This window comes from Pseudophaeobacter sp. TrK17 (assembly GCF_042192375.1).
In the GTDB taxonomy this organism is placed as follows: Bacteria; Pseudomonadota; Alphaproteobacteria; order Rhodobacterales; family Rhodobacteraceae; genus Pseudophaeobacter.
Genome location: NZ_CP071700.1, coordinates 1,362,190 through 1,386,666 on the forward strand (window position 1 = coordinate 1,362,190; position 24,477 = coordinate 1,386,666).

The window sequence follows — 24,477 nt, forward strand, 5'->3', positions numbered from 1 at the left end:
TCCCCTTGACCCTCGGCGGGCGGCGGCTCACAAACGGGCCATGAGCGAGAAATTTACCGGCAGCTTCACCCAACAAGAAGCACTTCCCGAGGCAGCCATCGAGGCCGCTTTGAATGTCCTGCGCCACGGGCGCCTGCACCGCTATAATGTCACTGAGGCAGAGCTGGGCGAAACAGCGTTGCTGGAGCAGGAGTTTGCCGCGCAGGTCGGGGCAAAATACTGTCTGGCTGTGGCCTCGGGGGGGTATGCCCTGGCCACGGCCCTGCGCGCGATTGGTGTAAAGCACGGCGATCGGGTGCTGACAAATGCCTTTACCCTGGCGCCGGTGCCGGGATCCATCGCGGCTGTGGGCGCCACGCCGGTCTTTGTTGGGGTGACAGAAGAGCTGACCATTGATCTGGAGGATCTGGCGGCCAAGGCGGATCAGGCTTCGGTGCTGATGCTCAGCCACATGCGCGGTCATCTGTGCGACATGGATCGCCTGATGCAGATCTGCGACGCGGCTGGCATCACCGTCATCGAGGATTGCGCCCATACCATGGGGGCGGCCTGGAACGGTGTCGCCTCAGGGCGGGTGGGGGCCGTGGGCTGTTATTCCTGCCAAACCTATAAGCATGTGAATTCCGGTGAAGGTGGCCTGTTGATCACCGACGATGCAGAGGTCGCGGCCCGCGCCATCATGCTCTCGGGCTCTTATATGCTTTATGAGCGCCACCTCGCCGCGCCCGGTCCTGAGGTCTTTGAGCGGGTGAAGTATGAGACCCCGAATATTTCCGGCCGCATGGACAATCTGCGCGCGGCAATCCTGCGGCCGCAACTGGCCGATCTGGATCGTCAGGTGGAGCGTTGGAACGCCCGCTACCAGACCGTTGAGGCGGGGCTGCGCGACACGCCCGGCCTGACGCTGGTGGAGCGCCCGCAGGCAGAGCGCTATGTCGGCTCGTCGCTTCAGTTTCTGTTGCTGGACTGGAGCGCAGACAGCATCGCCGAAGTGATCAGCCGTTGTGCGCGGCGCGGGGTTGAGCTCAAATGGTTTGGCGGCGCCGAGCCTGCGGGCTTTACCTCGCGCTATGACAGCTGGCGCTATGCGGCGGCACAGAGCCTGCCCAAAAGTGACCGCATTCTGGCGGCAATCCTGGATATGCGGGTGCCATTGACCTTTAGCCTGGAAGACTGCGCGCAGATTGCGCGGATCATTCGCGCTGAGGTGGGCACGGTCTATCAGGCGGGGTAAGCCCGGCCAGGATGGGTGTTTGCTTGTTAGCTGCTTACGGGCTGCTTGAGGGCGCAATAGCAGCCCCAGGACTGTTCCTAAGGCGCATTAAAGAAAAGACCGGCGCACCCGCAGTGCCCGCTCTTTCCTGATCTGTGTGGTCTTTTTACCGGATTGTTACCCGATTGCCCGGGCGCTCCCGGAGACCCGAACTGATGCGCCAGTGGTATCATCCATCGCCACATGGATTAGGGAAGGGCTGCCCATGTCCTCGCCCTGGCGAATGGTCAGCGCGCCACCATGGGGCCAGCCGGCGTCCCGCAGATACCCGGCAAAGGCTGCGGCTGCGGCGCCAGTGGCGGGGTCTTCCAGAACGCCCCCCGAAGCAAAGGCATTGCGCACCACAAAGGTCTGATCCGTTTCGATATAGGCCAGCATGATCGTCACCAGCTCATGTTGGCGCATGACCTGGCGCCCCGCATCCAGATCATAGCTCATCGCGGCGAGTGTGGCGCGGTTCTTGAGAGGCAACAGGATGTGATCTGCTCCACCATGGATACGCGCTGGGGCCAGGCGCGGGTCAAGATCGTCGCTTGTGAGGCCAAACAGCGCCATCGCATCCTCAAGCTCCTGCGGCTGGATTGCGCTGCTTTTGGTCGGGGGCGAAGACAGCGTCGCCATCATTGCGCTGTCCATAGCGTCGTCGGCGGGGGTTGCATCCACCGTAATTGCACTGTTGTTGAGCTCTAACGCGTAGGTTCTGGCGCCGTGATGCTGGCCAAGGGCTGCGCCCAGGGCAATTGTCGCGTGGCCGCAAAAGGGAACTTCGGATTCGGGTGAAAAGTACCGGACCCGCCAGGCGTCCCCGGTGTCATCCTTGGCCACCGCAAAAGCGGTCTCCGAATAGCCGACCTCTGCCGCGATGCGCGCCATATCTTTTGTTGTCAGATCTTCTTGTAGCAAAACCACGCCGGCGGGGTTGCCGCCCTCGGGGCCTGTGCTGAATGCTGCAATGCGTTGCACGTCCATGGGTATCTCCTGTGTGTTTGATAGGGAGAATCTAGGCATCTGCAGCGGCTTTGTCCCCGGCATGGCAAAGGCGGATGAGACAAAGAGCTTTCAAAACGTCGCCGATCTTTCTAACCTGCCTTCATGTCGAAATTACTGGATCAAACTGACTGCGCCATTATCGAGATTCTCGATGGTGATGGCCGTGCCAGCCTGTCAGATATTGGTAAGCAGGTAGGGCTGTCTGGTCCCGCAGTGGGTGAACGGCTGCGGCGGCTCAAAGATACCGGTTATATTCTCGGCTTTGGCACCCGGCTGGATCTTCGGGAGCTTGGCTATACCATTCAGGCCCAGGTCCGGATCAAGCCACGCAGTGGCCAGCTTCATATGGTGGAGCGCATGATCCAGGAGCAGCCGCGGTTCATGTCCTGTGACCGTGTCACTGGCGATGATTGTTATGTCGCCCGTCTGGCCCTGGCGGATGTTGCCGAATTGGATGACATTTTACTGCCGTTCCATGACCGGGCCGAGACCCATACCTCTATTGTGAAATCCTCAATCTTTGAGAGCAGGCTGCCGCCGCTGTCCGTAAAACCCTGATCACCGGCCACTATTGGCGCTGCAGCGCCTGCGGAGCGACTTTGCGCTCTGGCTGTGGTGTTTTGTCCAGTGCGGCAAAGACCGAAGGGCTGGGGATTGACCCGAATCGACCTTTGCGGCTAGTAAATGAACAGGTGTTCAGATAATTTGACAGATAGCTTGGAAAAGGGAGCGGGCAATGTTCAATGCAAGCATGCAATTCGATCTTGGGGATGAGGTAAATGCACTGCGTGACATGGTGCATCGCTGGGCGCAGGACCGTGTCAAACCGATGGCGCAGGAAATCGACCAGAAGAACGAATTCCCCCCGGAACTGTGGACGGAAATGGGGGAGCTTGGCATGCTGGGCATCACCGTACCGGAAGAGTTCGGCGGCGCGGGCATGTCCTATCTGGCTCATACGGTTGCGGTGGAGGAAGTGGCACGGGCCAGTGCCTCTGTGTCGCTGTCCTATGGGGCGCATTCCAATCTCTGCGTCAATCAGATCAAGCTGAACGCTACGGATGAGCAGAAAAAGAAATACCTGCCGGGCCTGGTTTCCGGTCAGCATGTTGGGGCGCTGGCGATGTCCGAAGCAGGCGCCGGCTCGGATGTGGTGTCGATGTCGCTGCGGGCGGAAAAGCGCAATGATCACTATCGTTTGAACGGCAACAAGTACTGGATCACCAACGGTCCTGACGCCGACACGCTGGTGGTCTATGCCAAAACCGACCCGGATGCGGGCTCCAAGGGGATTACCGCCTTTATCATCGAGAAGGATTTCAAAGGCTTCTCTACCTCGCCGCATTTTGACAAGCTGGGCATGCGTGGGTCCAACACCGCCGAGCTGATCTTTGAAGACTGTGAAGTGCCCTTTGAAAACGTGCTGGGCGAAGAGGGTCGGGGCGTCAAGGTTCTGATGTCTGGTCTGGACTATGAACGTGTGGTTCTGGCGGGCATCGGCACCGGTATCATGGCTGCCTGTATGGATGAAATGATGCCCTATCTGGCAGAGCGCAAACAGTTTGGTCAGCCCATTGGGAACTTCCAGCTGATGCAGGGCAAGATTGCCGATATGTATACGGCGATGAATTCGGCCCGTGCCTATATCTACGAGGTGGCCAAGGCCTGCGACAAGGGCACCGTGACCCGGCAGGATGCGGCGGCGTGCTGCCTCTATGCCTCCGAGCAGGCGATGGTGCAGGCGCATCAGGCGGTACAGGCGCTGGGCGGGGCGGGCTATCTGTCCGACAATCCCGTGGGCCGGATCTTCCGCGATGCCAAGCTGATGGAAATTGGGGCGGGCACCTCTGAAATCCGCCGCATGCTGATCGGTCGTGAGCTGATGGGCACCATGTAAGCCAAAGAAAACCCCACCTGTCCGAGGGAGGCCAGGTGGGGTTTTTCTTATCAGGTTGGCAGGCCCGCAGGGGCCTGCCGATAGATATTAGATCAAAGGATCAAAACCTGTGAACGTAGCTGAAACCAATGGTGACCGGATCGATTTCGGCTGTCCCAATGGCGGCGCCACCGAGGTAGGCATCGGAGTCGATGTCCATGTAGCGGACGTTCAGGCGCAGAGCGCCATTGTCAGAGATCTGCCAGTCGGCACCAGCCTGCAGTGCAAAACCCCAGCTGTCTTCCAGTTTGAGCACACCAAGCGCAGTCTCTTCTTCAAAGAAGGTGGTGTAGTTGATGCCAGCACCGATGAAGGGCTTGATCTTACCCTTGGTGGGGAAGTGGTAGTTGACCGACAGGGTGGGGGGCAATTGCTTGGCAGTTGCCGTGCCGACACCAGCAATGTTGATGTTATGCTCAAACGGGGTCGCCGCCAGCAGTTCGATACCGATGTTGTCGCGAATGAAGTACTCTACGGTCAAAGAGATCTGAGTATCGTCGCCGAGTGTGGTTGCGCCACTAGCGAGAGTTCCGTTGTTGGATTTGGGATTAACGTTGATGACACCAACACCAAAGGTCCAATCACCTTGCGATTGCGCAAAGGCCGGTACGGCCAGAACAGTGCAGGCTGTTGCCAAGGCCAGGATGGAAGCAGAGCGTTTCATGGGGAGAGTCCCTTTTCTTGTATTTACCCGATCTATCTGCGCCCAAAATCAAAAACGCGCTCTGATCTGGATCAAAGAGGCGGTCGCTTTCCCTTTGGAAACACAGGGAAAATAAGCATATCGGCTATGCATTTTGGGAATGTCACATGACAAAAACAGCTTTTGCACAGGCCGGAACTGGACCGGCCGCGGATCGACTGGCCGCAATTGGACTGGCTGCGGATGGGTCTTGGCGCTTGCCGGACCAGTTGAATATGGCGGCGCAGGCCCTGGCGCAGGATCCAGACGCCCTGGCGCTGATTGATCTCACCGGGGCTGAGCGGCGAGATATCAGCTATGGGGACCTGGCTGAGATGGTCGATGGGCTGGCGCGCTACCTGCTGACCCGTATTCAGCCCGGTGACCGGGTAGGCGTTCTGCTGAGCCAATCCCCCTGGTGCGCCGCCGCGCATCTGGCGATCTGGAAGCTGGGGGCCATTTCGGTGCCGCTTTTCAAATTGTTCAAACGCGACGCTCTGGCCTCGCGGGCAGGGGATGCAGGGGTGTCCTTTGTGTTGACGGATCCCGAAGGTGCGGGCCTGCTGGGGGATCTGGCCGAGGCGGTGATGGTGGATCAGGTGTCCCTGCCGGGGCAGGCGGTGGCCTTTGCGCAGACCAAGCCCGACACTCCGGCCATTTTGATCTATACCTCCGGGACGACTGGCAGCCCCAAAGGCGCGCTGCATGGGCATCGGGTGCTGACCGGGCATTTGCCCGGCGTGGCGATCAGCCATGATCATTTGGGCCAGCCAGGGGATTGTCTTTGGACCCCGGCTGACTGGGCCTGGATTGGAGGGCTGTTCGACGTCCTGATGCCGGGTCTGGCGCTGGGCGTGCCGGTTGTTGCCGCCCGGCTCGACAAATTCACCCCTGAGGCCTGCGCCGATCTGGTGCGCCGTGGCGAGGTGCGCAATGTGTTCTTCCCCCCCACAGCGCTGCGCATGTTGAAAGCAGCAGGGCACGGGCTCGACGGCCTGCGCTCGGTTGCGTCTGGCGGAGAGCCGCTGGGCGCAGAGATGCTCGCTTGGGGCCAGTCGAGCTTTGGCGTGACCATCAATGAGTTCTACGGCCAAACCGAATGTAACATGGTGGCTTCCTCCTGTGGTGTCGACTACCCGCCGCGCCCCGGTTGCATCGGCAAGGCCGTGCCGGGGCATCAATTGGCGGTGCTTGATTCCGCGGGCAAACCAACCAGCGCAGAAGGCGATGTCGCCGTGCGGCGCGGCTCGGCCTCGATGATGCTGGAGTATTGGAACCGCCCCGATGAGACAGCCGCGAAGTTTCACGGCGACTGGCTGGTAACGGGCGATCGCGGCATCTGGGAGGGCGACTTCCTGCGTTTTGTCGGCCGCGAGGATGACGTGATCACCTCAGCTGGCTATCGCATCGGCCCTGCCGAGATCGAAGACTGCCTGATGACCCACCCCAGCGTCGCGACCGTGGGCGTTGTCGGCAAGCCCGATCCGCTGCGCACCGAGATCGTCAAAGCCTATGTGGTGCTGAAAGACGGCGCCGTCGCCAGCGAAAAAGAGCTGCAGGACTACGTGAAGCACCGTCTGGCCCAGTATTCCTACCCCCGCGAAATCGCCTTTCTGGAGGCCCTGCCGATGACTGTGACCGGCAAGGTAATTCGCAAGGAGCTGAAAGCGCGGGCTGCTGGGGAGGTCGGGACATGAGAATCATTCAATCCTGTGTTGCCGCCGTGGCACTGGTTCCGGCCCCCATCTTGGCAGCGGCGGACAGGCACCCAAGCCCGGGTTTTGATACTGAGGGGTATCTCGTGGCCTGCAGCAGTCGTACCCTCGATGTTCCTCTGCAAACTCCAATGCTCCAGCTTTGTGTTTCTACTGCGAGAGAACTTTGCAACATGGGTCGGGAGATGCAGTCTCAGGGAGATTGTCTCGCTGATGTGACCTACTGGCTGGAACAGGACGGCGCTCGTATTGAAAGCACCGATCGTGAGGCCTCCGAGCAGGCTGAAGCCCCGTCTGCATTTGCCGATCTGTGGCCACAGGCGACGCCGCAGGGGGATTGCTCCACGACTCAGGTTGCAGGCCTGAACGCCGCCGAACTCTGCGCTTATCAAACGGCGCTTTTGAAATGGTTCAAACTCCGCGTGGTTGAACGCCACCAACCAAACCGTAACAGGTGAGAAGGACGCAAATATGAAACTCAAATCCAAGGCAATGCCTTCCTCCGAAGCCTTTAAGGCCAATCAGGCTGCGCATCTTGAGGCGCTTGGCCAGATCGACGACGCGGCAGAGGCCGCCCGCCTGGGCGGTGGTGAAAAATCCCGCGCTCGCCATGAGGGCCGGGGCAAAATGCTGCCACGCCGCCGGGTGGCGAACCTACTGGATCCAGGCTCGCCCTTCCTCGAGATCGGAGCGACAGCCGCCCATAACATGTATGACAACGCGGCCCCGGCTGCAGGTGTCATCGCCGGTATCGGGCGGGTGCATGGCCAAGAGGTCATGGTGGTCTGCAACGATGCCACCGTAAAGGGCGGCACCTATTTCCCGATGACGGTGAAAAAACACCTGCGGGCACAAGAGATTGCCGAGGAAAACTGCCTGCCTTGCATCTACCTGGTGGACTCGGGCGGCGCCAACCTGCCGCAGCAGGATGAGGTTTTCCCGGACCGTGACCACTTTGGCCGTATCTTTTACAATCAGGCGCGCATGTCCGCCAAGGGCATCCCGCAAATCGCCGTGGTCATGGGCTCTTGCACTGCCGGGGGCGCCTATGTGCCTGCGATGTCCGATGTCACCATCATCGTCAAAGAACAGGGCACCATCTTCCTGGCGGGCCCCCCTCTGGTCAAAGCCGCCACTGGCGAAGTGGTCTCGGCTGAAGATCTCGGCGGCGGCGATGTGCACACCCGCCTGTCCGGTGTTGCCGACTACCTGGCCGAAGATGACGCCCACGCCCTGGCCCTGGCACGCCGCGCGGTGCAGTCGCTCAATATCATCAAGCCGCAAACCGTAAACTGGGCCTCCCCCGAAGAGCCTGCCTATGACCCGGCAGAGATCCTCGGCGTGGTGCCCGGCGATCTGCGTACCCCCTATGACATCCGCGAAGTCATCGCCCGGCTGGTGGATGGTTCGCGCTTTGACGAGTTCAAACCGCGCTACGGGGAAACTCTGGTCACCGGTTTTGCCCATGTCAAAGGCTGCCCCGTGGGGATCATCGCCAACAATGGCGTGCTGTTCTCTGAAGCGGCGCAGAAGGGCGCCCATTTTGTCGAACTCTGCTCGCAACGCAAAATCCCGCTGGTCTTTTTGCAAAACATCACTGGCTTCATGGTGGGCCGCAAATATGAGAACGAAGGCATCGCCCGCCACGGCGCCAAAATGGTCACCGCCGTGGCCTCCACCAATGTCCCCAAAATCACCATGCTGGTAGGCGGCTCTTTTGGCGCGGGCAACTACGGCATGGCAGGGCGGGCCTATCAGCCCCGTTTCCTGTGGACCTGGCCCAATTCCCGCATCTCAGTGATGGGGGGTGAACAGGCCGCTGGCGTGCTGGCAACAGTAAAACGGGACGCTATCGAACGTCAGGGCGGCAGCTGGTCAGCGGATGAAGAGGCGCAGTTCAAACAGCCAACAATCGATATGTTCGAAGAGCAAAGCCACCCGCTTTATGCCTCCGCCCGGCTCTGGGACGACGGTATCATCGACCCGCGAAAAAGCCGCGATGTACTGGCCCTGTCCCTGCGTGCCGCTCTCAATGCCGAGATCGACGAAACACGCTTTGGCGTCTTCCGCATGTAAGCGCGTGTCTTTCATCTTTCCAAAAATACCTAGGGGGTCCGGGGGCAGCGCCCCCGGACTGACCTTCCAAACAAAGGACCCAACCCCATGTTTGATAAAATTCTGATTGCCAACCGCGGCGAGATCGCCTGCCGGGTGATGGAAACCGCCCGCGCCATGGGTGTCAAAACCGTGGCCGTCTATTCTGATGCGGACCGCGCCGCGAAACATGTGGCCATGGCGGATGAAGCCTGCCACATCGGCCATGGTCCGGCCCCAGCCGACAGTTATCTGCTGGGCGACGAGATCATTGCCATGGCCAAGGCCACCGGCGCCCAGGCGATCCATCCAGGGTATGGTTTCCTGTCGGAGAATCCTGAATTTGTTGATGCGGTGCAGGCGGCTGGCCTTGCCTTTATCGGCCCTTCCGCTGATGCGATCCGCAAAATGGGTCTCAAAGACGCCGCCAAGGTGCTGATGGAACAGGCAGGCGTGCCGGTTGTGCCTGGCTATCACGGCAGCAACCAGGATGCGGATTTCCTGAAAGGCGAGGCCGACAAGATTGGCTATCCTGTGCTGATCAAGGCGGTCGCCGGCGGTGGCGGCAAGGGCATGCGCCTGGTCGAAGCACCTGCCGAGTTTGCCGAGGCGCTGGCCAGTGCCCAGGGCGAGGCGACAACCGCCTTTGGCAATCCGGATGTCTTGATCGAAAAATACATCCAGCAACCGCGCCATATCGAAATCCAGGTCTTTGGCGATGGCACCCAGGCGGTACATCTGTTTGAACGTGACTGTTCCCTGCAGCGCCGCCATCAAAAGGTGATCGAGGAAGCCCCGGCGCCGGGAATGACGGATGAAATGCGCGCAGCAATGGGCGAGGCAGGCGTGCGCGCCGCTGAGGCCATCGGCTACAAGGGCGCTGGGACGGTGGAGTTCATCGTCGATGGCAGCAACGGTCTGCGCGCCGATGGATTCTGGTTCATGGAAATGAACACCCGCCTGCAGGTGGAACATCCGGTATCAGAGCTGATCACCGGCGTCGATCTGGCGGAGTGGCAGCTGCGCGTCGCCGCAGGGGAGAGCCTGCCGAAACAGCAAGATGAGCTGTCGATCAATGGCCATGCCTTTGAGGCGCGTCTCTATGCCGAGGATGTGCCAAAAGGCTTTTTGCCAGCCACTGGCACCCTGACCCATCTCAAATTCCCCGCCAATTGCCGGGCCGACAGCGGCGTGCGTGCGGGCGATACCATTAGCCCTTGGTATGACCCGATGATCTCCAAGGTGATTGTGCATGGGCCGACGCGCGACATCGCCCTGTCGCGCCTGTCCCAGGCGCTGGCGGCGACTGAGGTGGGCGGCACGGTCACCAACCTGGCCTTCCTGGGCGCGCTGGCGACCCATGATGGGTTTGCTGCCGGCGATGTGGACACGGGGCTCATTGCACGGGATCTGGACCAGCTGGTGCAGGGGCCGCAGGTGAAATTTGAACACAAGGCTGCGGCAGGAATGCAGGCCTTGGGCCTGGTGGACCTGGATTGGGCGGCGGGCTTTACCCTGTGGTCCGACCTGCGCCGCTCGGTGCATCTCAGCTATCAGGGCGAGGTCTTTGAGGCCACGGTCCAGGTGGATGGGCCTGACTTTCAGATCTGGGAGTTTCCGGACCATCCCGAGGATCAGATCTGCGCCTATTGCACTGACGGCACATGGGTGCTGAGCGGGGATCGTTTGCCTCCGATGGCCCAGGCGGGCAATACAATCACCGTGTTCGATGGCTATGGTCACGTCTTTGAGGTGATCGACCCGCTGGACCGCGATGCCACTGCCGGCGGCGATCTCAATGTGATCGTGGCGCCGATGCCGGGGCTGGTAAAAGCGGTTTTTGCCAAGGCTGGCGATGCGGTGAAAGAAGGCGACCGGCTGGCCATTCTGGAAGCGATGAAGATGGAGCATTCGCTGCTGGCGGCGCGCGACGGGGTTGTCGCTGAGGTGCTGGCTGCGGGTGGCGATCAGGTTGAGGCAGGGGCGGCCCTGGTGCGCCTGGAAGAGGACTGAGGCGCGGGCTGCTGATTGGGCCGTTTGATTATTTTGGAAAGATGAAGAGGGAAGGATCCCCCATGAGCCAATCTGTCGAGATCTTCGAGATGGGGCCGCGCGACGGGCTGCAGAATGAAAAGCGCGCCATCCCGGTGGCAGAGAAAATCGCTTTGGTGGACTGCCTGTCCCGGGCCGGCTTTCGCCGCATAGAAGTGGCCAGCTTTGTGTCGCCAAAATGGGTGCCACAGATGGCAGGCAGCGGCGAGGTTCTGGCCGGGATCAGCCGTGCGCCGGGCGTGTCTTATGCGGCTCTGACGCCCAATATGCGTGGCTACACCGATGCGGTAGCGGCAGGGGCGGATGAAATCGCGGTGTTTGCCTCGGCCTCGGAGGGATTTTCCCGTGCCAATATCAATGCCTCCATCACCGAGAGTATTGAACGGTTCAAGCCCATTCTGCAGGCCGCCGCAGCCATCAAGCTGCCGGTGCGGGGCTATGTGTCCTGTGTCACTGATTGCCCGTTTGACGGACCAACGGATCCGCATCAGGTGGCTTTGGTGGCTGAAACGCTGCATCTGCTGGGCTGCTATGAGGTGTCACTGGGCGACACCATCGGGCAGGGCACGCCGGAAACCATCAGCAAAATGCTGTCTGCCGTAACGAAACGGGTGCCGGTCAGCCATCTGGCCGGCCATTATCACGACACGTCTGGACGGGCCTTGGACAATATCGAGGCTTCTCTGGCGCAGGGGGTTCGGGTGTTTGATGCGGCGGTAGGTGGCCTGGGCGGGTGCCCCTATGCGCCAGGCGCTGCAGGCAATGTTGCCACCGATGCCGTGCAGGACCATCTGGTGGGGCTCGGCTATGAGACGGGCCTGGACCGGGATGTCCTGGTTGAAGCGGCTGAGATGGCACAGGCCATGCGCAGTGACAGCTAATGTGGGTCTAAGACCATGGGCCAGAGGGAAGAGGGTAGAGGGACTGAGAATGTATAAGACAGTATTGATCGAACAGGACGCGCGTGGCGTTGCCACCATGACGTTGAACCGTCCGGAAAAGCACAATGCGATGTCTGGCGAGATGCTGCAGGAGCTGAAAGCGGCGGCGCAGCAACTGGCCTTGGATGACGATGTGCGCGTTGTGGTGCTGACGGGTGCAGGCAAAAGTTTTTGTGCCGGGGGTGATCTGGGCTGGATGCAGCAGCAGATGCAGGCAGATGCCGCCACCCGTGGCGCCGAGGCGCGGGTTCTGGCAGAAATGCTGCAGATTCTGAACACGCTGCCAAAGCCCTTGATCGGTGCCATCCAGGGCAATGCCTTTGGCGGCGGCGTTGGCATGGCGTCGGTCTGTGACGTGGCCATTGGTGTCGATCATCTGAAGATGGGCCTGACAGAGACCAAGCTGGGTTTGATCCCGGCCACCATCGGCCCCTATGTGGTGGCGCGGATGGGAGAATCGCGCGCCCGTCGGGTCTTTATGTCGTCGCGCCTGTTTGGTGCTGCCGAAGCCGTGGAGCTGGGGCTTTTGGCCAAGGCGGTTCCCGCTGCGGATCTGGCGGCGGCGGTCGAGGCCGAGGTGTTGCCCTATATGGCTTGTGCTCCGGGCGCAGTGGCGGCTGCAAAGAAACTGACCCGCGATCTGGGGCCACGACTGGATGACGAGACCATCGACATGACAATCGACGCTCTGGTCAGCCGCTGGGAGGGCGATGAGGCCTCAGAGGGCATCGGCGCCTTCTTTGACAAACGTAAGCCCCGTTGGCAGGGGTGAACCTGGAGTGAACATGGGCAGAGGTCTGTCTGTTGCAGGTCCGCAGCAGAGCAGAGCCAAGCCGCCTACGGGGCGGCGTTAACCAGTATTTTGAATGTCAGTTTTCAGGGCGCCGTGAGAAATCATGGCGCCTTTCCTTATGGAAATAATAAGAAATTAACCCCTGCTGGCCCAAATAGCGTTAAGTGATGCCGCAGGGTCGCGACTTGTACAGAAAGCCACTTTCTTCACCATTGGTTTGGTTGACGATAGGGGGGGGTGGGAGTAGACACATGCGCAAGTCAACACGCCAATTGACGGCGCGCGAGAAGCCGCGCGCTCGGAAAGGAGCCACTCGTGGAAGAGATGTTGCGGGAATACCTCCCGATCTTGGTGTTTTTGGTCGTCGCAGTCGGCCTGGGAATTGTTCTTATTCTGGCGGCAGTTGTACTGGCTGTTCGCAATCCTGACCCGGAAAAAGTCAGCGCCTATGAGTGCGGTTTCAACGCTTTTGATGACGCCCGGATGAAATTCGATGTGCGATTTTATCTGGTGTCGATTCTTTTCATCATTTTTGATTTGGAAATTGCCTTCCTGTTTCCTTGGGCCGTTGGCTTCAAGGATATGAGCGATACTGGTTTCTGGTCGATGATGGTGTTTCTGGCAGTTCTGACCATTGGTTTTGCCTATGAGTGGAAAAAGGGAGCTCTGGAATGGGAGTGATGACCGGAGCAAATACCGCTGGGATCGACAAGGAAGTTGCTACCCAGGCGCTGAACGCCGAGCTGCAGGACAAGGGATTTCTGCTGACCTCGACTGAGGACATTATCAACTGGGCTCGCACCGGGTCGCTGCACTGGATGACCTTTGGTCTGGCCTGCTGCGCGGTTGAGATGATGCATACCTCGATGCCGCGCTACGATGCGGAACGATTTGGCATTGCCCCGCGCGCTTCCCCACGCCAGTCCGATGTGATGATTGTTGCCGGCACCCTGACCAATAAAATGGCGCCAGCGCTGCGCAAGGTCTACGACCAGATGCCCGAGCCACGCTATGTGATCTCGATGGGGTCCTGCGCCAATGGTGGTGGATATTATCACTACAGCTACTCGGTTGTGCGCGGCTGCGACCGTATTGTGCCAGTTGATATCTACGTGCCGGGCTGCCCGCCCACCGCTGAGGCCCTGCTTTATGGGCTGATGCAGTTGCAGCGCAAAATCCGCCGTACCGGCACCCTGGTGCGCTAAGCGATCTGGCTGGAGAGACATAAATGACTGAAGCACTGCAAGAACTTGGTACTCAGATCGCAGCCAAACGCCCTGACTGTGTATTGTCCTGGGATATCGCTTTTGATGAATTGACCGTTGATGTGGCCCCGGCCAATATCAATGGTCTGGTTGAGTTTCTGAAAACCGACAGCACCTGCAAATTTTCTTCGCTGGTGGATATCACTGCGGTGGATTACCCCGAACGTGGTAAACGCTTTGATGTGGTCTATCATTTCCTGTCGATGTACCAAAACCAGCGCATTCGCCTGCGGGTCTCGGTGCGCGAAGACGATATGGTGCCCTCGATTGTCGATGTGCATCCCTCGGCCAATTGGTTTGAGCGCGAAGTTTTCGACATGTTTGGTATCCTGTTCTCGGGCCACCCGGATCTGCGCCGCATTCTCACCGACTATGGTTTTCGCGGCTATCCCCTGCGCAAGGATTTCCCCACCACGGGCTACACCGAGGTCCGATATGACGAGGCCGAAAAGCGCGTTGTCTATGAACCGGTGAGCCTGGTTCAGGAATACCGCCAGTTTGATTTCATGTCTCCCTGGGAGGGTGCCGAATACATCCTGCCCGGTGATGAAAAAGAGGGGGCAAAATAATGGACGGCTCCAAATTCGACGACGCCCAGACGGGCGAACAGAAGATCCGTAACTTTAACATCAACTTTGGCCCGCAACACCCGGCGGCCCACGGCGTGTTGCGTCTGGTGCTGGAGCTGGACGGCGAGATCGTGGAACGCTGCGATCCCCATATCGGCCTGCTGCACCGTGGCACCGAAAAGCTGATGGAAAGCCGCACCTACCTGCAGAACCTGCCGTATTTTGACCGGCTCGACTATGTGGCGCCGATGAACCAGGAACATGCCTGGTGTCTGGCGATTGAGAAACTCACCGGCGTTGAAGTGCCCCGCCGTGGCTCGCTTATCCGGGTTTTGTATTCCGAGATCGGCCGCATTCTGAACCACCTGCTGAACGTCACCACTCAGGCCATGGACGTGGGCGCGCTGACGCCGCCGCTTTGGGGCTTTGAAGAGCGCGAAAAGCTGATGGTGTTTTACGAGCGCGCCTGCGGTGCCCGTCTGCACGCGGCCTATTTCCGTCCCGGCGGCGTGCATCAGGACATTCCCGATGATCTGCTGGACGATATCGACCTCTGGGCGCTGGAATTCCCCAATGTTCTGGCCGATATCGATGGGTTGCTGACCGAAAACCGGATTTTCAAACAGCGAAACTGCGACATTGGCGTGGTCACCGAGCAAGAGATCCTCGACTGGGGCTTCTCTGGTGTCATGGTGCGTGGCTCAGGCATGGCCTGGGATCTGCGCCGTGCCCAGCCCTATGAATGTTATGACGAGTTTGAGTTCCAGATCCCTGTGGGCAAGAACGGCGACTGCTATGACCGTTATCTGGTCCGCATGGAAGAGATGCGCCAGTCCCTGTCGATCATCCGTCAGGCCATCGCCAAACTGCGTGAAGCCACCGGCGATGTGATGGCACGGGGCAAGCTGAGCCCACCGAAACGCGGTGACATGAAGACCTCGATGGAGAGCCTCATTCACCATTTCAAACTCTACACCGAAGGCTTCCATGTGCCCGCCGGTGAGGTCTATGCCGCCGTCGAAGCCCCCAAGGGCGAATTTGGCGTCTATCTGGTGGCAGATGGGTCGAACAAACCCTACCGCAGCAAGATCCGCGCGCCGGGTTTCCTGCATCTGCAAGCCATGGACCACGTTGCAAAAGGCCACCAGCTGGCCGACGTCGCTGCCATCATCGGCACCATGGACGTCGTATTTGGAGAGATTGACCGCTAATGCTTCGTCGCCTTCATTCCGAACAGCCCGAAAGTTTTGCTTTCACGCCCGCGAACCAGAAATGGGCCGAGGCGCAATTGACCAAATTCCCCGAAGGCCGTCAGGCCTCGGCTGTGATCCCGCTGTTGTGGCGGGCACAGGAGCAGGAAGGCTGGGTCTCCAAACCCGCCATCGAATATATCGCCGATATGCTGGGTATGGCCTATATCCGGGTGCTGGAAGTCACCTCGTTCTACTTCATGTTCCAGATGCAGCCCACCGGATCTGTGGCCCATGTGCAGATCTGTGGCACCCTGTCTTGTATGATCTGCGGCGCAGAGGATCTGATCGCGGTCTGCAAGGATAAGATTGCGGCAAAACCGCATACCCTGTCGGCGGATGGCAAATTCAGCTGGGAAGAAGTGGAATGCTTGGGCGCCTGTACCAATGCGCCGATGGCGCAGATCGGCAAAGACTACTTTGAGGATCTCACCGCAGAGGGCTTTGCCCAGATGCTGGATGATCTGGCCGCTGGCAAGACAGTTGTGCCGGGCCCGCAGAATGGCCGCTACGCCGCCGAGCCGCAGTCCGGTCTGACCTCGCTGGCTGAATATGACAGCGGCAAAACGCAGTATAACGCTTCGGCGCAGCTGGCGATGGATATTGGCGACAGCGTCAAACGCATTCAGGGCGACGAAGTGCCTTTGCTGACCCCTTGGGTTGGCAAGGATGGCGTGGTTGCCGGTCGTGCAGCCGCCGATCAACCTCCCAAAGCCCCCGAAGCGCCCAAACCGGTTGCCAAACAGGTGGAAGAGACGAAAAAGCCCGCCCCTGCAGCAAAATCCGCGCCTGCAAAAGCGCCTGCAGCCAAACCAGCTGCCGCTGCGGAGGTTGCTGAGGTAGAACCTGAGACGCTGAAAGAAGCGCGCGGTGGCCTGCCGGATGATCTGAAACTGCTGAAAGGTGTTGGCCCCAAGCTGGAGCAGACCCTGAACGATTTGGGCTTTTTCCACTTTGATCAGATTGCCGGTTGGGGCGCGGCCGAGGTGGCCTGGGTTGATAGCCGCTTGAAATTTAAAGGTCGTATCGAACGGGATGGTTGGATCGCACAGGCTGCTTTGCTGGCCGCCGGGGATGAGACCGACTTTGCCAAGAAGGCCAAAAAAGACGGCCGTTACGACGACGAATAATCCACCTGGCTGCCCTGTTGGGGCGGACAGGAAACAAATATGAGGACCTGAATGAGCGTTGATCTGGATAGGGCGATCGCAGCAAAGGGGCGGCACATCTCATTGGTGATTGCCGGAACCATGCTGGCCTGGTTGGCCTTGACCATGATCATAGGCCCGGCAATTGGAATGCCTGGCCGTTACGCGATTTTGTTTGATTTTGCCGCGCTTGCGGGGCTGATCTATGCATTGGTCAACATATTGCAACTCTGGCGCATGCGTCAGGCCAGTAAAAACGAAAACCAAGGGTAGGCAGACATGCTGAAGGACCAGGACCGGATCTTTACCAACCTCTACGGTATGCATGAGCGCACCCTAAAAGGTGCCCAGGCGCGGGGCCATTGGGATGGCACATCGGGGATCATCGACAAGGGCCGTGACTGGATTATCCAGACCATGAAGGATTCAGGCCTGCGCGGCCGTGGTGGTGCGGGTTTCCCCACCGGCCTCAAATGGTCCTTCATGCCGAAAGAGAGTGACGGTCGCCCTTCGTACCTGGTGATCAACGCCGATGAATCCGAACCCGGCACCTGCAAGGACCGCGAAATCATGCGCCACGATCCGCATACGCTGATCGAGGGTGCGCTGATCGCCAGCTTCGCCATGCAGGCCCATACCTGCTACATCTACCTGCGCGGCGAATATATCCGCGAGCGCGAGGCGCTGCAGGCGGCCATTGACGAATGCTACGACAAGGGCCTTTTGGGCAAAAACGCAGCCGGATCCGGCTGGGATTTTGACGTCTTCCTGCACCACGGCGCCGGCGCCTATATCTGCGGCGAAGAAACCGCTCTGATCGAAAGCCTCGAAGGCAAAAAGGGCATGCCGCGGATGAAGCCGCCTTTCCCGGCCGGCGCGGGTCTGTATGGCTGCCCCACCACGGTGAACAATGTCGAAAGCATCGCCGTTGTGCCCACCATCCTGCGCCGTGGCGCGGATTGGTTTGCTGGATTTGGTCGTCCAAACAATGCGGGCACCAAACTGTTTGCGATTTCCGGCCACGTCAACAACCCTTGTGTGGTTGAAGAAGCCATGTCGATTTCTTTTGAAGAGCTGATCGAGAAACACTGCGGTGGCATTCGCGGCGGTTGGGACAATCTGCTGGCGGTGATCCCCGGTGGTTCTTCCGTGCCTTGTGTGCGCGGTGAGAACATGCGCGATGCGATCATGGATTTTGATTACCTGCGCGGCGAGCTGGGCTCGGGGCTGGGAACCGCTGCGGTCATCGTGATGGACAAACAGACCGATATCATCAAGGCGATCTGGCGCCTGGCCAAGTTCTACAAACACGAAAGCTGCGGCCAGTGTACGCCCTGCCGCGAAGGCACTGGCTGGATGATGCGGGTGATGGACCGTCTGGTCAAAGGCGAAGCCGACCTGGAAGAGATCGACATGCTGTGGGATGTGACCAAACAGGTCGAAGGCCACACCATCTGCGCCCTGGGCGATGCGGCCGCCTGGCCCATCCAGGGCCTGATCCGCAATTTCCGCGAGGAAATCGAAGATCGCATCAAGGCGCAAAAAACCGGCCGTAAAAGCGCCATCGCCGCTGAATGAATATGGGTAGGGGACGGATGATGAGTGTGGATCTCAAATTACTGGCGGTTGCTGTTGTGTCGGTTGGGCTTGTGGCTGGCTGCAGCGACAAAGATTCCCGCCCGGCCTTTGATGGCGTTGCCTTCCGCACCAAGGCCTCTGTTGTGGACAAAAAGGTCTCGCGGGCGCTGTTTGAAGCTGAAGTCTACGATGTTGCGGCCTCGCCTTTGGGCGCACGTGAGGCCATGCGCTATGCAGGCACCACTTATTGCATCGAAAACTATGGCACCTCCAGGATTGACTGGGCGATTGATCTGGACAATCCCGAGGTTCCATTACCGCGCGACGGTGACAATGCTTTGCTGCGGGGGACATGCAACCCGTGAGCGGATTGTTGGCATATCCTGGCCAAATGGCCGGAGCGTTATTGCATAACGTGACCGGGTCTTGGTGTTTTGGCCTCTCCACCACACAGGAGAGCTCCATGACACGTGGCCAAGACAAACCAACCCTGCTTGCCCCGCTGTTTTTTGCAGCGGCGGTTCTGTTTCCCATGACTACGGCGGCGGCAAAGCCATCATTGCGGGAGATTCCCGAAATCGAAGACCCGCTGTTTGCCGTGGCCATGGCCAAGGAGGTCGCAGATCATTGCGACAGTCTGGGGGCCCGGCTTTTTAAGGGCATCGGAGAGCTGCGTCGGCTGCGCTCCCATGCCAATTCGCTGGGCTATGCGGATAGCGAAATCCGGGCCTACATCGAATCCGACGCAGAAAAGGCCCGGATGCGGGCAAAGGGCGAACAGCTGCTCAGCAAGAGCGGCGTGTCCTATGAAGATCCAGAAACATTCTGCGCGTTTGGTCGTGCGGAAATACAGAAAAACAGCGCGATCGGCGCGTTACTGAGGGCGAAATAGACCATGTCTGACCTCCGCAAGATCAACATCGACGGAACCGAGGTAGAGGTGGACGGGGCGATGACCCTGATCCAGGCCTGCGAAGAGGCCGGGGTGGAAATCCCGCGTTTTTGCTATCACGAGCGCCTGTCGATTGCCGGCAACTGCCGCATGTGTCTGGTAGAGGTCGTCGGCGGCCCGCCCAAGCCTGCGGCCTCCTGCGCGATGCAGGTTCGCGATCTGCGCCCCGGCCCCGAAGGTCAGGCGCCACAGGTCAAGACCAATTCACCTATGGTCAAGAAAGCCCGCGAAGGCGTGATGGAATTCATGCTGATCAACCATCCACTGGATTGCCCGATCTGTGATCAGGGCGGCGAATGTGATCTGCAGGATCAGGCCATGGCTTATGGTGTTGATTTTTCACGCTTCCGTGAGCCCAAGCGGGCGGTGGATGACCTGAACCTTGGGCCACTTGTCTCCACGGCGATGACCCGTTGCATCAGCTGTACCCGTTGTGTGCGTTTCACCTCCGAGGTGGCCGGGATTAGCCAGATGGGGCAGACGGGGCGTGGTGAAGATGCTGAGATCACCAGCTACCTGAACGAGACATTGGACAGCAACCTGCAGGGCAATATCATTGATTTGTGTCCGGTTGGGGCGCTGACCTCAAAACCCTATGCCTTTAGCGCCCGCCCCTGGGAGCTGACCAAGACCGAAACCATCGACGTGATGGATGCGCTTGGCTCCAACATCCGGGTCGATACCAAAGGCCGCGAAGTGATGCGGATCCTGCCGCGCAACAATGACGCCGTGAACGAAGAGTGGATTTCCGACAAGACCCGTTTTGTCTGGGATGGCTTGCGTCGTCAGCGGCTGGATCGCCCCTATGTGCGCGTAGACGGCAAGCTCAAACCCGCCACCTGGCCAGAGGCCCTGACCGCCGCCGCCACCGCGATGAAGGGCAAGAAAGTCGCTGGCCTGATTGGGGATCTGGCCCCGGTTGAGGCTGCCTTTGCCCTGAAACAACTGGTCGAGGGGCAGGGCGGTCAGGTGGAATGCCGCACTGACAATGCGCGCCTGCCGATTGGCAACCGGGCGGGCTATGTCGGCACCGCGACCATCGAAGATATCGACAGTGCCAGGGCGATCATGCTGATCGGGACAGATCCACGTAATGAAGCGCCGGTGCTGAATGCGCGTATCCGTCAGGCCTGGATCAACGGTGCAACTGTTGGACTGGTTGGTGAAGCTGTGGATCTGACCTATGACTATACCCACCTTGGCGGCGATCGCGCCGCTCTGGACGCCTTGCACAGCGCCGATCATTCCAGTGCTTTGGGCAAAGAAACCCTGGTCATTGTCGGGCAGGGCGCGTTGCGCGAAGCCGACGGTCTGGCGGTGCTGGCCCATGCGCAGAAATTCGCAGCTGATACCGGCTCCAAGCTGATGGTGCTGCACACTGCTGCATCGCGGGTTGGTTCCATGGACATTGGCGCGGTGACCGAAGGCGGCATGGCTGCGGCCATTGATGGCGCCGATGTGATCTACAACCTTGGCGCTGACGAAGTCGAAATCGACAGCTCTGAAAACGGTGGTGCCTTTGTGATCTATCAGGGCAGCCACGGGGACCGGGGCGCACACCGCGCTGATGTGATCCTGCCAGGGGCGGCCTATACCGAAGAAAGTGGTCTGTTTGTGAACACCGAGGGGCGTCCACAGCTGGCCCTGCGCGCGGGCTTTGCGCCTGGCGAAGCAAAGGAAAACTGGGCCATCCTGCGGGCGCTCAGCGCCGAACTGGACGCCAAGCTGGCATATGATTCACTGGCGCAGCTGCGCCAGGCCCTGGTAGCCGAGGTGCCGCATCTGGCAAAGGTTGACCAGGTTATCGAAAACGAAGGCGTGGCACTGGAGCTGGAGCCTATGGGCAAGGCGGCCTTCTTGCCTGCGGTCAAGGATTTCTACCTGACCAACCCGATTGCCCGGTCATCGCAGGTGATGGCTGAGCTGTCGGCAAACGCCAAGGCCCGCCGGGCCGAGAAGATTGCGGCAGAGTGATCCGCGCGGCACTCATATCGTCTTTGACGCTGGCGGGCTGTGCCCCGGTTCCCGGCGGATCAGCTGACGGGTTCGATCCTGATTACAACGGGGTTCGGACCAGTTTGCTGGAGGGCGATCTGGTGCAATTTCATGTGACCATGTCTGGTGCCCGCTCGGGTTCGGATGTGGATGACTACGCCGAATGTGCAGCGGCACAATATGCGCTGATCCGGGGATACGGGTTTGCGCGCCACGTGCGCACAACAATGAAACAAGAGGGTGGCAATCAGACGGCCGATGCGGTCTACACGATTTCACCCTCCCTACCGCGCGGATTGCGCACCATCGACGCAGAAGTCGTGGTGGCAAATTGCGAGGCAAACGGAATACCTACGGTGTGAGGACCTATGGCTGAATTCTTTAACACCCCAGGCGGCATTGCTGTACTGATATTGGCGCAAGTGCTTGCAGTTGTTGCCTTTGTGATGATCTCCCTTCTGTTCCTCGTCTACGGGGACCGGAAGATCTGGGCGGCTGTGCAGATGCGCCGTGGCCCCAATGTTGTGGGTGTCTTTGGCATCCTGCAATCGGTGGCGGACGCGCTGAAATATGTGGTCAAAGAGGTGGTGATCCCGGCGGGCGCCGATCGCACCGTCTTTATCATGGCGCCGCTGACCTCCTTTGTGCTGGCCATGGTGGCCTGGGCGGTGATCCCCTTCAACGATGGCTGGGTCCTGTCCAACATCAACGTGGCGATCCTCTACGTCTTTGCGGTTTCCAGCCTCGAGGTCTATGGCGTCATCATGGGCGGCTGGGCTTCGAACTCGAAATACCCCTTCCTCGGCGCCCTGCGTTCAGCAGCGCAGATGATTTCTTATGAGGTCTCCATTGGTCTGATCATCGTTGGGGTGATCATTTCTACCGGCTCGATGAACTTTGGCGATATCGTGCGGGCACAGGATGGCAACGCAGGCCTGTTCAACTGGTACTGGCTGCCGCATTTCCCCATGGTGTTTTTGTTCTTCATCTCCTGCCTGGCGGAAACCAACCGCCCACCGTTCGATCTGCCCGAAGCGGAATCAGAACTGGTGGCAGGCTATCAGGTGGAATATTCGGCCACGCCCTTCCTGCTGTTTATGGCGGGTGAGTATATCTCCATCTTCCTGATGTGCGCCCTGACCTCGCTGCTGTTCTTTGGTGGCTGGCTGTCGCCCATCCCCGGCCTGCCCGATGGGGTGCTGTGGATGGTTGGTAAGATGGCCTTCTTCTTCTTCCTCTTTGCAATGGTAAAAGCCATCACCCCGCGCTACCGCTATGACCAGCTGATGCGCCTTGGCTGGAAGGTGTTTCTGCCCTTCTCGCTGTTCTGGGTGGTCTTTGTTGCCTTTGCTGCCAAATTTGACTGGTTCTGGGGCATCTTTGCCCGCTGGACCGTGGGAGCCTAATCATGACAAACCAAGTCGATTACACCCGCGCCGCCAAATATTTCCTGCTGCAGGATTTCTGGGTCGGCTTCAAACTGGGGATGAAGTACTTCTTTGCCCCCAAGGCGACCATCAACTACCCCCATGAAAAGGGGCCTCTTAGCCCGCGTTTTCGTGGGGAACACGCCCTGCGGCGTTATCCCAATGGGGAAGAGCGCTGCATTGCCTGCAAGCTGTGCGAAGCGGTCTGCCCGGCGCAGGCGATCACCATTGACGCGGAACCCCGCGAAGATGGCTCGCGGCGCACCACGCGTTATGACATCGACATGACCAAATGCATCTACTGTGGGTTCTGCCAGGAAGCCTGCCCGGTGGATGCCATTGTCGAAGGCCCCAACTTTGAATTCGCCACCGAGACCCGCGAAGAACTGTTCTATGACAAGGACAAGCTGTTGGCGAATGGCGAACGTTGGGAAGCCGAGATTGCCCGCAACCTAGAAATCGACGCGCCGTACCGATGACTGATGCAAAGAACCCATTCGAGGCCATGATGGCCCAGGCGCAGGCCCAGTACCAGGAGATGGTCAAGGCCATGAACCCGGATCTGGCGGCGGGTCTGGACCCAATGTCCATGAAAGGGTTCGAGGCCCTGTGGCCGACCATGCCCAAAGAGGTCATGGAGATGATGTTTGGCAAGACCATCAACAAGGATGGCCTGGATGCCAAGACCCGGCTTTTGCTGACATTGGCCGGGTTGACCTGTCAGGGCGCGCAGGCGGATTCCGCTGTGCGTCAAACCGTACGCCACGCTGTAGAGGCGGGTGCAAAGAAACAAGAGATCGTTGAAACGATCGGACAGATGTCGGTTTTTGCCGGCATACCGGCCATGAACCGGGCGCTTGAATTGGCGCAGGACGTTATGGCCGACAAAAAGGACGATGAGACATGAGCGTTTTTGCCTTCTACCTCTTCGCCATCAGCGCAATCACCGGCGGGCTGTTCACTGTGATCAGCCGCCAGCCGGTGCATTCGGTGCTGTGGCTGATCCTGGCCTTTATCTCTTCGGCCGGGTTGTTTGTGCTGCTGGGGGCGGAATTCGTCGCCATGCTGCTGGTCATCGTCTACGTGGGCGCAGTCGCGGTGCTGTTCCTCTTTGTGGTGATGATGCTGGATGTGGACTTTGCTGCATTGAAGGCCGAGATGGCGCAGTACATGCCGCTCGCCTTGCTGATCGGTCTGGTCATCCTGATGCAGTTCGTGATGGCCTATGGCTCCTGGGAAAGCGCCCATGGCGCCGCCGAACAACTGGCGCAGCCTATTCCGACCGACCGGCACAACACCGAGGCCCTGGGCCTTATCATTTATGACCAATATTTCCTTCTGTTCCAGCTGTCGGGTTTGATCCTGCTGGTCGCCATGATTGGCGCCATCACCCTGACCCTGCGCCATCGTAAAGATGTCAAACGCCAGGACGTGATGCTGCAAATGTCACGCGACCCGGCCAAGGCAATGGAACTGAAAGACATCAAACCGGGGCAGGGGCTTTAACAATGATTGGTATCGAGCATTACCTTACCGTCGCAGCGACGCTGTTCGTCATCGGCATCTTCGGGCTCTTTTTGAACCGCAAGAACGTGATCATCCTGCTGATGAGCATCGAATTGATGCTCTTGGCAGTGAATATCAACCTTGTGGCCTTCTCCAGCTTCCTTGGGGATCTGGTGGGGCAGGTCTTTACCCTGTTCGTGCTGACCGTGGCCGCCGCCGAGGCTGCCATTGGTCTGGCGATCCTGGTCTGCTTCTTCCGTAACCGCGGCACCATCGCCGTGGAAGACATCAATATGATGAAGGGCTAAAGC

27 protein-coding genes are annotated in these 24,477 nt (G+C 59.4%); 25 read left to right on the plus strand and 2 right to left on the minus strand.

The genetic code is table 11. The features are described from left to right. Positions 1-40: 40 nt before the first annotated feature. Positions 41-1,234 carry a DegT/DnrJ/EryC1/StrS family aminotransferase gene (locus JZI28_RS06305; protein ID WP_375699594.1) on the plus strand — a complete coding sequence of 398 codons (1,194 nt, stop codon included), beginning with the start codon at positions 41-43 and terminating at the stop codon, positions 1,232-1,234. Positions 1,235-1,390: 156 nt separating this feature from the next. Here JZI28_RS06305 and JZI28_RS06310 read toward each other — a convergent pair whose 3' ends face one another. Next, positions 1,391-2,242, minus strand: a complete 852-nt coding sequence (locus JZI28_RS06310; RefSeq protein WP_375699595.1) for a PhzF family phenazine biosynthesis protein — start codon at positions 2,240-2,242, stop codon at positions 1,391-1,393. Positions 2,243-2,365: 123 nt separating this feature from the next. Here JZI28_RS06310 and JZI28_RS06315 point away from each other — a divergent pair, with 123 nt between their 5' ends. Both JZI28_RS06315 and JZI28_RS06320 read left to right on the plus strand, forming a co-directional pair. After that, the gene (locus JZI28_RS06315) at positions 2,366-2,821 is read left to right on the plus strand and encodes an Lrp/AsnC family transcriptional regulator (protein ID WP_295448585.1); all 456 of its coding nucleotides are present in this window, start codon (positions 2,366-2,368) and stop codon (positions 2,819-2,821) included. Between the two features lie 178 nt (positions 2,822-2,999). Further along, a complete protein-coding gene (locus tag JZI28_RS06320) occupies positions 3,000-4,160 on the plus strand; it encodes an isovaleryl-CoA dehydrogenase (protein ID WP_349376373.1) in 1,161 nt (386 codons plus the stop codon). Between the two features lie 100 nt (positions 4,161-4,260). On the opposite strand, the gene JZI28_RS06325 is transcribed toward JZI28_RS06320, so the two are convergent. Beyond that, positions 4,261-4,863 carry an OmpW family protein gene (locus tag JZI28_RS06325; protein ID WP_375699596.1) on the minus strand — a complete coding sequence of 201 codons (603 nt, stop codon included), beginning with the start codon at positions 4,861-4,863 and terminating at the stop codon, positions 4,261-4,263. Positions 4,864-5,009: 146 nt separating this feature from the next. Here JZI28_RS06325 and JZI28_RS06330 point away from each other — a divergent pair, with 146 nt between their 5' ends. From JZI28_RS06330 to nuoK, 22 genes are all read left to right on the plus strand, one after another. Continuing rightward, on the plus strand, positions 5,010-6,578 hold the full coding sequence (locus JZI28_RS06330; RefSeq protein ID WP_375699597.1) for an AMP-binding protein: 1,569 nt from the start codon (positions 5,010-5,012) through the stop codon (positions 6,576-6,578). After that, positions 6,575-7,054, plus strand: a complete 480-nt coding sequence (locus JZI28_RS06335; protein WP_375699598.1) for a hypothetical protein — start codon at positions 6,575-6,577, stop codon at positions 7,052-7,054. Before JZI28_RS06330 ends, JZI28_RS06335 begins: the two co-directional genes overlap by 4 nt. 13 nt (positions 7,055-7,067) lie before the next feature. After that, positions 7,068-8,672, plus strand: coding sequence for a carboxyl transferase domain-containing protein (locus JZI28_RS06340; protein WP_375699599.1), 1,605 nt, complete (start codon positions 7,068-7,070; stop codon positions 8,670-8,672). A gap of 87 nt (positions 8,673-8,759) precedes the next feature. After that, positions 8,760-10,703, plus strand: coding sequence for an acetyl/propionyl/methylcrotonyl-CoA carboxylase subunit alpha (locus JZI28_RS06345; protein WP_375699600.1), 1,944 nt, complete (start codon positions 8,760-8,762; stop codon positions 10,701-10,703). Between the two features lie 62 nt (positions 10,704-10,765). Further along, positions 10,766-11,623 carry a hydroxymethylglutaryl-CoA lyase gene (locus tag JZI28_RS06350; RefSeq protein WP_375699601.1) on the plus strand — a complete coding sequence of 286 codons (858 nt, stop codon included), beginning with the start codon at positions 10,766-10,768 and terminating at the stop codon, positions 11,621-11,623. Positions 11,624-11,672: 49 nt separating this feature from the next. Then, complete coding sequence (locus tag JZI28_RS06355; RefSeq protein WP_375699602.1) at positions 11,673-12,455, plus strand: crotonase/enoyl-CoA hydratase family protein; 783 nt, start codon at positions 11,673-11,675, stop codon at positions 12,453-12,455. A 336-nt stretch (positions 12,456-12,791) separates the two neighbouring features. Then, positions 12,792-13,157 (plus strand): NADH-quinone oxidoreductase subunit A, encoded by a 366-nt coding sequence (locus JZI28_RS06360; protein WP_027239744.1) that lies wholly within the window; start codon positions 12,792-12,794, stop codon positions 13,155-13,157. Next, positions 13,148-13,681 (plus strand): NADH-quinone oxidoreductase subunit B family protein, encoded by a 534-nt coding sequence (locus tag JZI28_RS06365; protein ID WP_027239745.1) that lies wholly within the window; start codon positions 13,148-13,150, stop codon positions 13,679-13,681. The genes JZI28_RS06360 and JZI28_RS06365 overlap by 10 nt, the downstream gene beginning before the upstream one ends. A gap of 23 nt (positions 13,682-13,704) precedes the next feature. Further along, positions 13,705-14,310, plus strand: coding sequence for an NADH-quinone oxidoreductase subunit C (locus JZI28_RS06370; protein ID WP_295454610.1), 606 nt, complete (start codon positions 13,705-13,707; stop codon positions 14,308-14,310). Further along, positions 14,310-15,521 carry an NADH-quinone oxidoreductase subunit D gene (locus JZI28_RS06375; RefSeq protein ID WP_375699603.1) on the plus strand — a complete coding sequence of 404 codons (1,212 nt, stop codon included), beginning with the start codon at positions 14,310-14,312 and terminating at the stop codon, positions 15,519-15,521. Before JZI28_RS06370 ends, JZI28_RS06375 begins: the two co-directional genes overlap by 1 nt. Then, on the plus strand, positions 15,521-16,690 hold the full coding sequence (locus JZI28_RS06380) for an NADH-quinone oxidoreductase subunit E (RefSeq protein ID WP_375699604.1): 1,170 nt from the start codon (positions 15,521-15,523) through the stop codon (positions 16,688-16,690). Before JZI28_RS06375 ends, JZI28_RS06380 begins: the two co-directional genes overlap by 1 nt. Positions 16,691-16,741: 51 nt before the next feature. Next, complete coding sequence (locus tag JZI28_RS06385; RefSeq protein WP_295454605.1) at positions 16,742-16,981, plus strand: DUF5337 domain-containing protein; 240 nt, start codon at positions 16,742-16,744, stop codon at positions 16,979-16,981. A gap of 6 nt (positions 16,982-16,987) precedes the next feature. Then, positions 16,988-18,286 carry an NADH-quinone oxidoreductase subunit NuoF gene (gene nuoF / locus JZI28_RS06390; protein ID WP_295454603.1) on the plus strand — a complete coding sequence of 433 codons (1,299 nt, stop codon included), beginning with the start codon at positions 16,988-16,990 and terminating at the stop codon, positions 18,284-18,286. Positions 18,287-18,306: 20 nt separating this feature from the next. Beyond that, positions 18,307-18,651, plus strand: a complete 345-nt coding sequence (locus tag JZI28_RS06395; RefSeq protein WP_297340759.1) for a hypothetical protein — start codon at positions 18,307-18,309, stop codon at positions 18,649-18,651. A gap of 167 nt (positions 18,652-18,818) precedes the next feature. Next, on the plus strand, positions 18,819-19,178 hold the full coding sequence (locus JZI28_RS06400) for a DUF5333 domain-containing protein (protein WP_295454628.1): 360 nt from the start codon (positions 18,819-18,821) through the stop codon (positions 19,176-19,178). A 3-nt stretch (positions 19,179-19,181) separates the two neighbouring features. Then, a complete protein-coding gene (gene nuoG / locus JZI28_RS06405) occupies positions 19,182-21,212 on the plus strand; it encodes an NADH-quinone oxidoreductase subunit NuoG (protein WP_375699605.1) in 2,031 nt (676 codons plus the stop codon). Beyond that, positions 21,209-21,595, plus strand: coding sequence for a hypothetical protein (locus JZI28_RS06410; RefSeq protein WP_375699606.1), 387 nt, complete (start codon positions 21,209-21,211; stop codon positions 21,593-21,595). The genes nuoG and JZI28_RS06410 overlap by 4 nt, the downstream gene beginning before the upstream one ends. A 6-nt stretch (positions 21,596-21,601) precedes the next feature. Next, positions 21,602-22,639 carry an NADH-quinone oxidoreductase subunit NuoH gene (gene nuoH / locus JZI28_RS06415; protein WP_009808922.1) on the plus strand — a complete coding sequence of 346 codons (1,038 nt, stop codon included), beginning with the start codon at positions 21,602-21,604 and terminating at the stop codon, positions 22,637-22,639. Positions 22,640-22,641: 2 nt separating this feature from the next. Then, on the plus strand, positions 22,642-23,139 hold the full coding sequence (gene nuoI / locus JZI28_RS06420; RefSeq protein WP_295454598.1) for an NADH-quinone oxidoreductase subunit NuoI: 498 nt from the start codon (positions 22,642-22,644) through the stop codon (positions 23,137-23,139). Next, complete coding sequence (locus JZI28_RS06425) at positions 23,136-23,567, plus strand: carboxymuconolactone decarboxylase family protein (RefSeq protein WP_295454596.1); 432 nt, start codon at positions 23,136-23,138, stop codon at positions 23,565-23,567. The genes nuoI and JZI28_RS06425 overlap by 4 nt, the downstream gene beginning before the upstream one ends. Then, complete coding sequence (locus JZI28_RS06430) at positions 23,564-24,166, plus strand: NADH-quinone oxidoreductase subunit J (RefSeq protein ID WP_232400523.1); 603 nt, start codon at positions 23,564-23,566, stop codon at positions 24,164-24,166. Before JZI28_RS06425 ends, JZI28_RS06430 begins: the two co-directional genes overlap by 4 nt. Positions 24,167-24,168: 2 nt before the next feature. Next, positions 24,169-24,474 carry an NADH-quinone oxidoreductase subunit NuoK gene (gene nuoK / locus JZI28_RS06435; RefSeq protein ID WP_009808916.1) on the plus strand — a complete coding sequence of 102 codons (306 nt, stop codon included), beginning with the start codon at positions 24,169-24,171 and terminating at the stop codon, positions 24,472-24,474. The last annotated feature ends 3 nt before the right edge of the window (positions 24,475-24,477 follow it).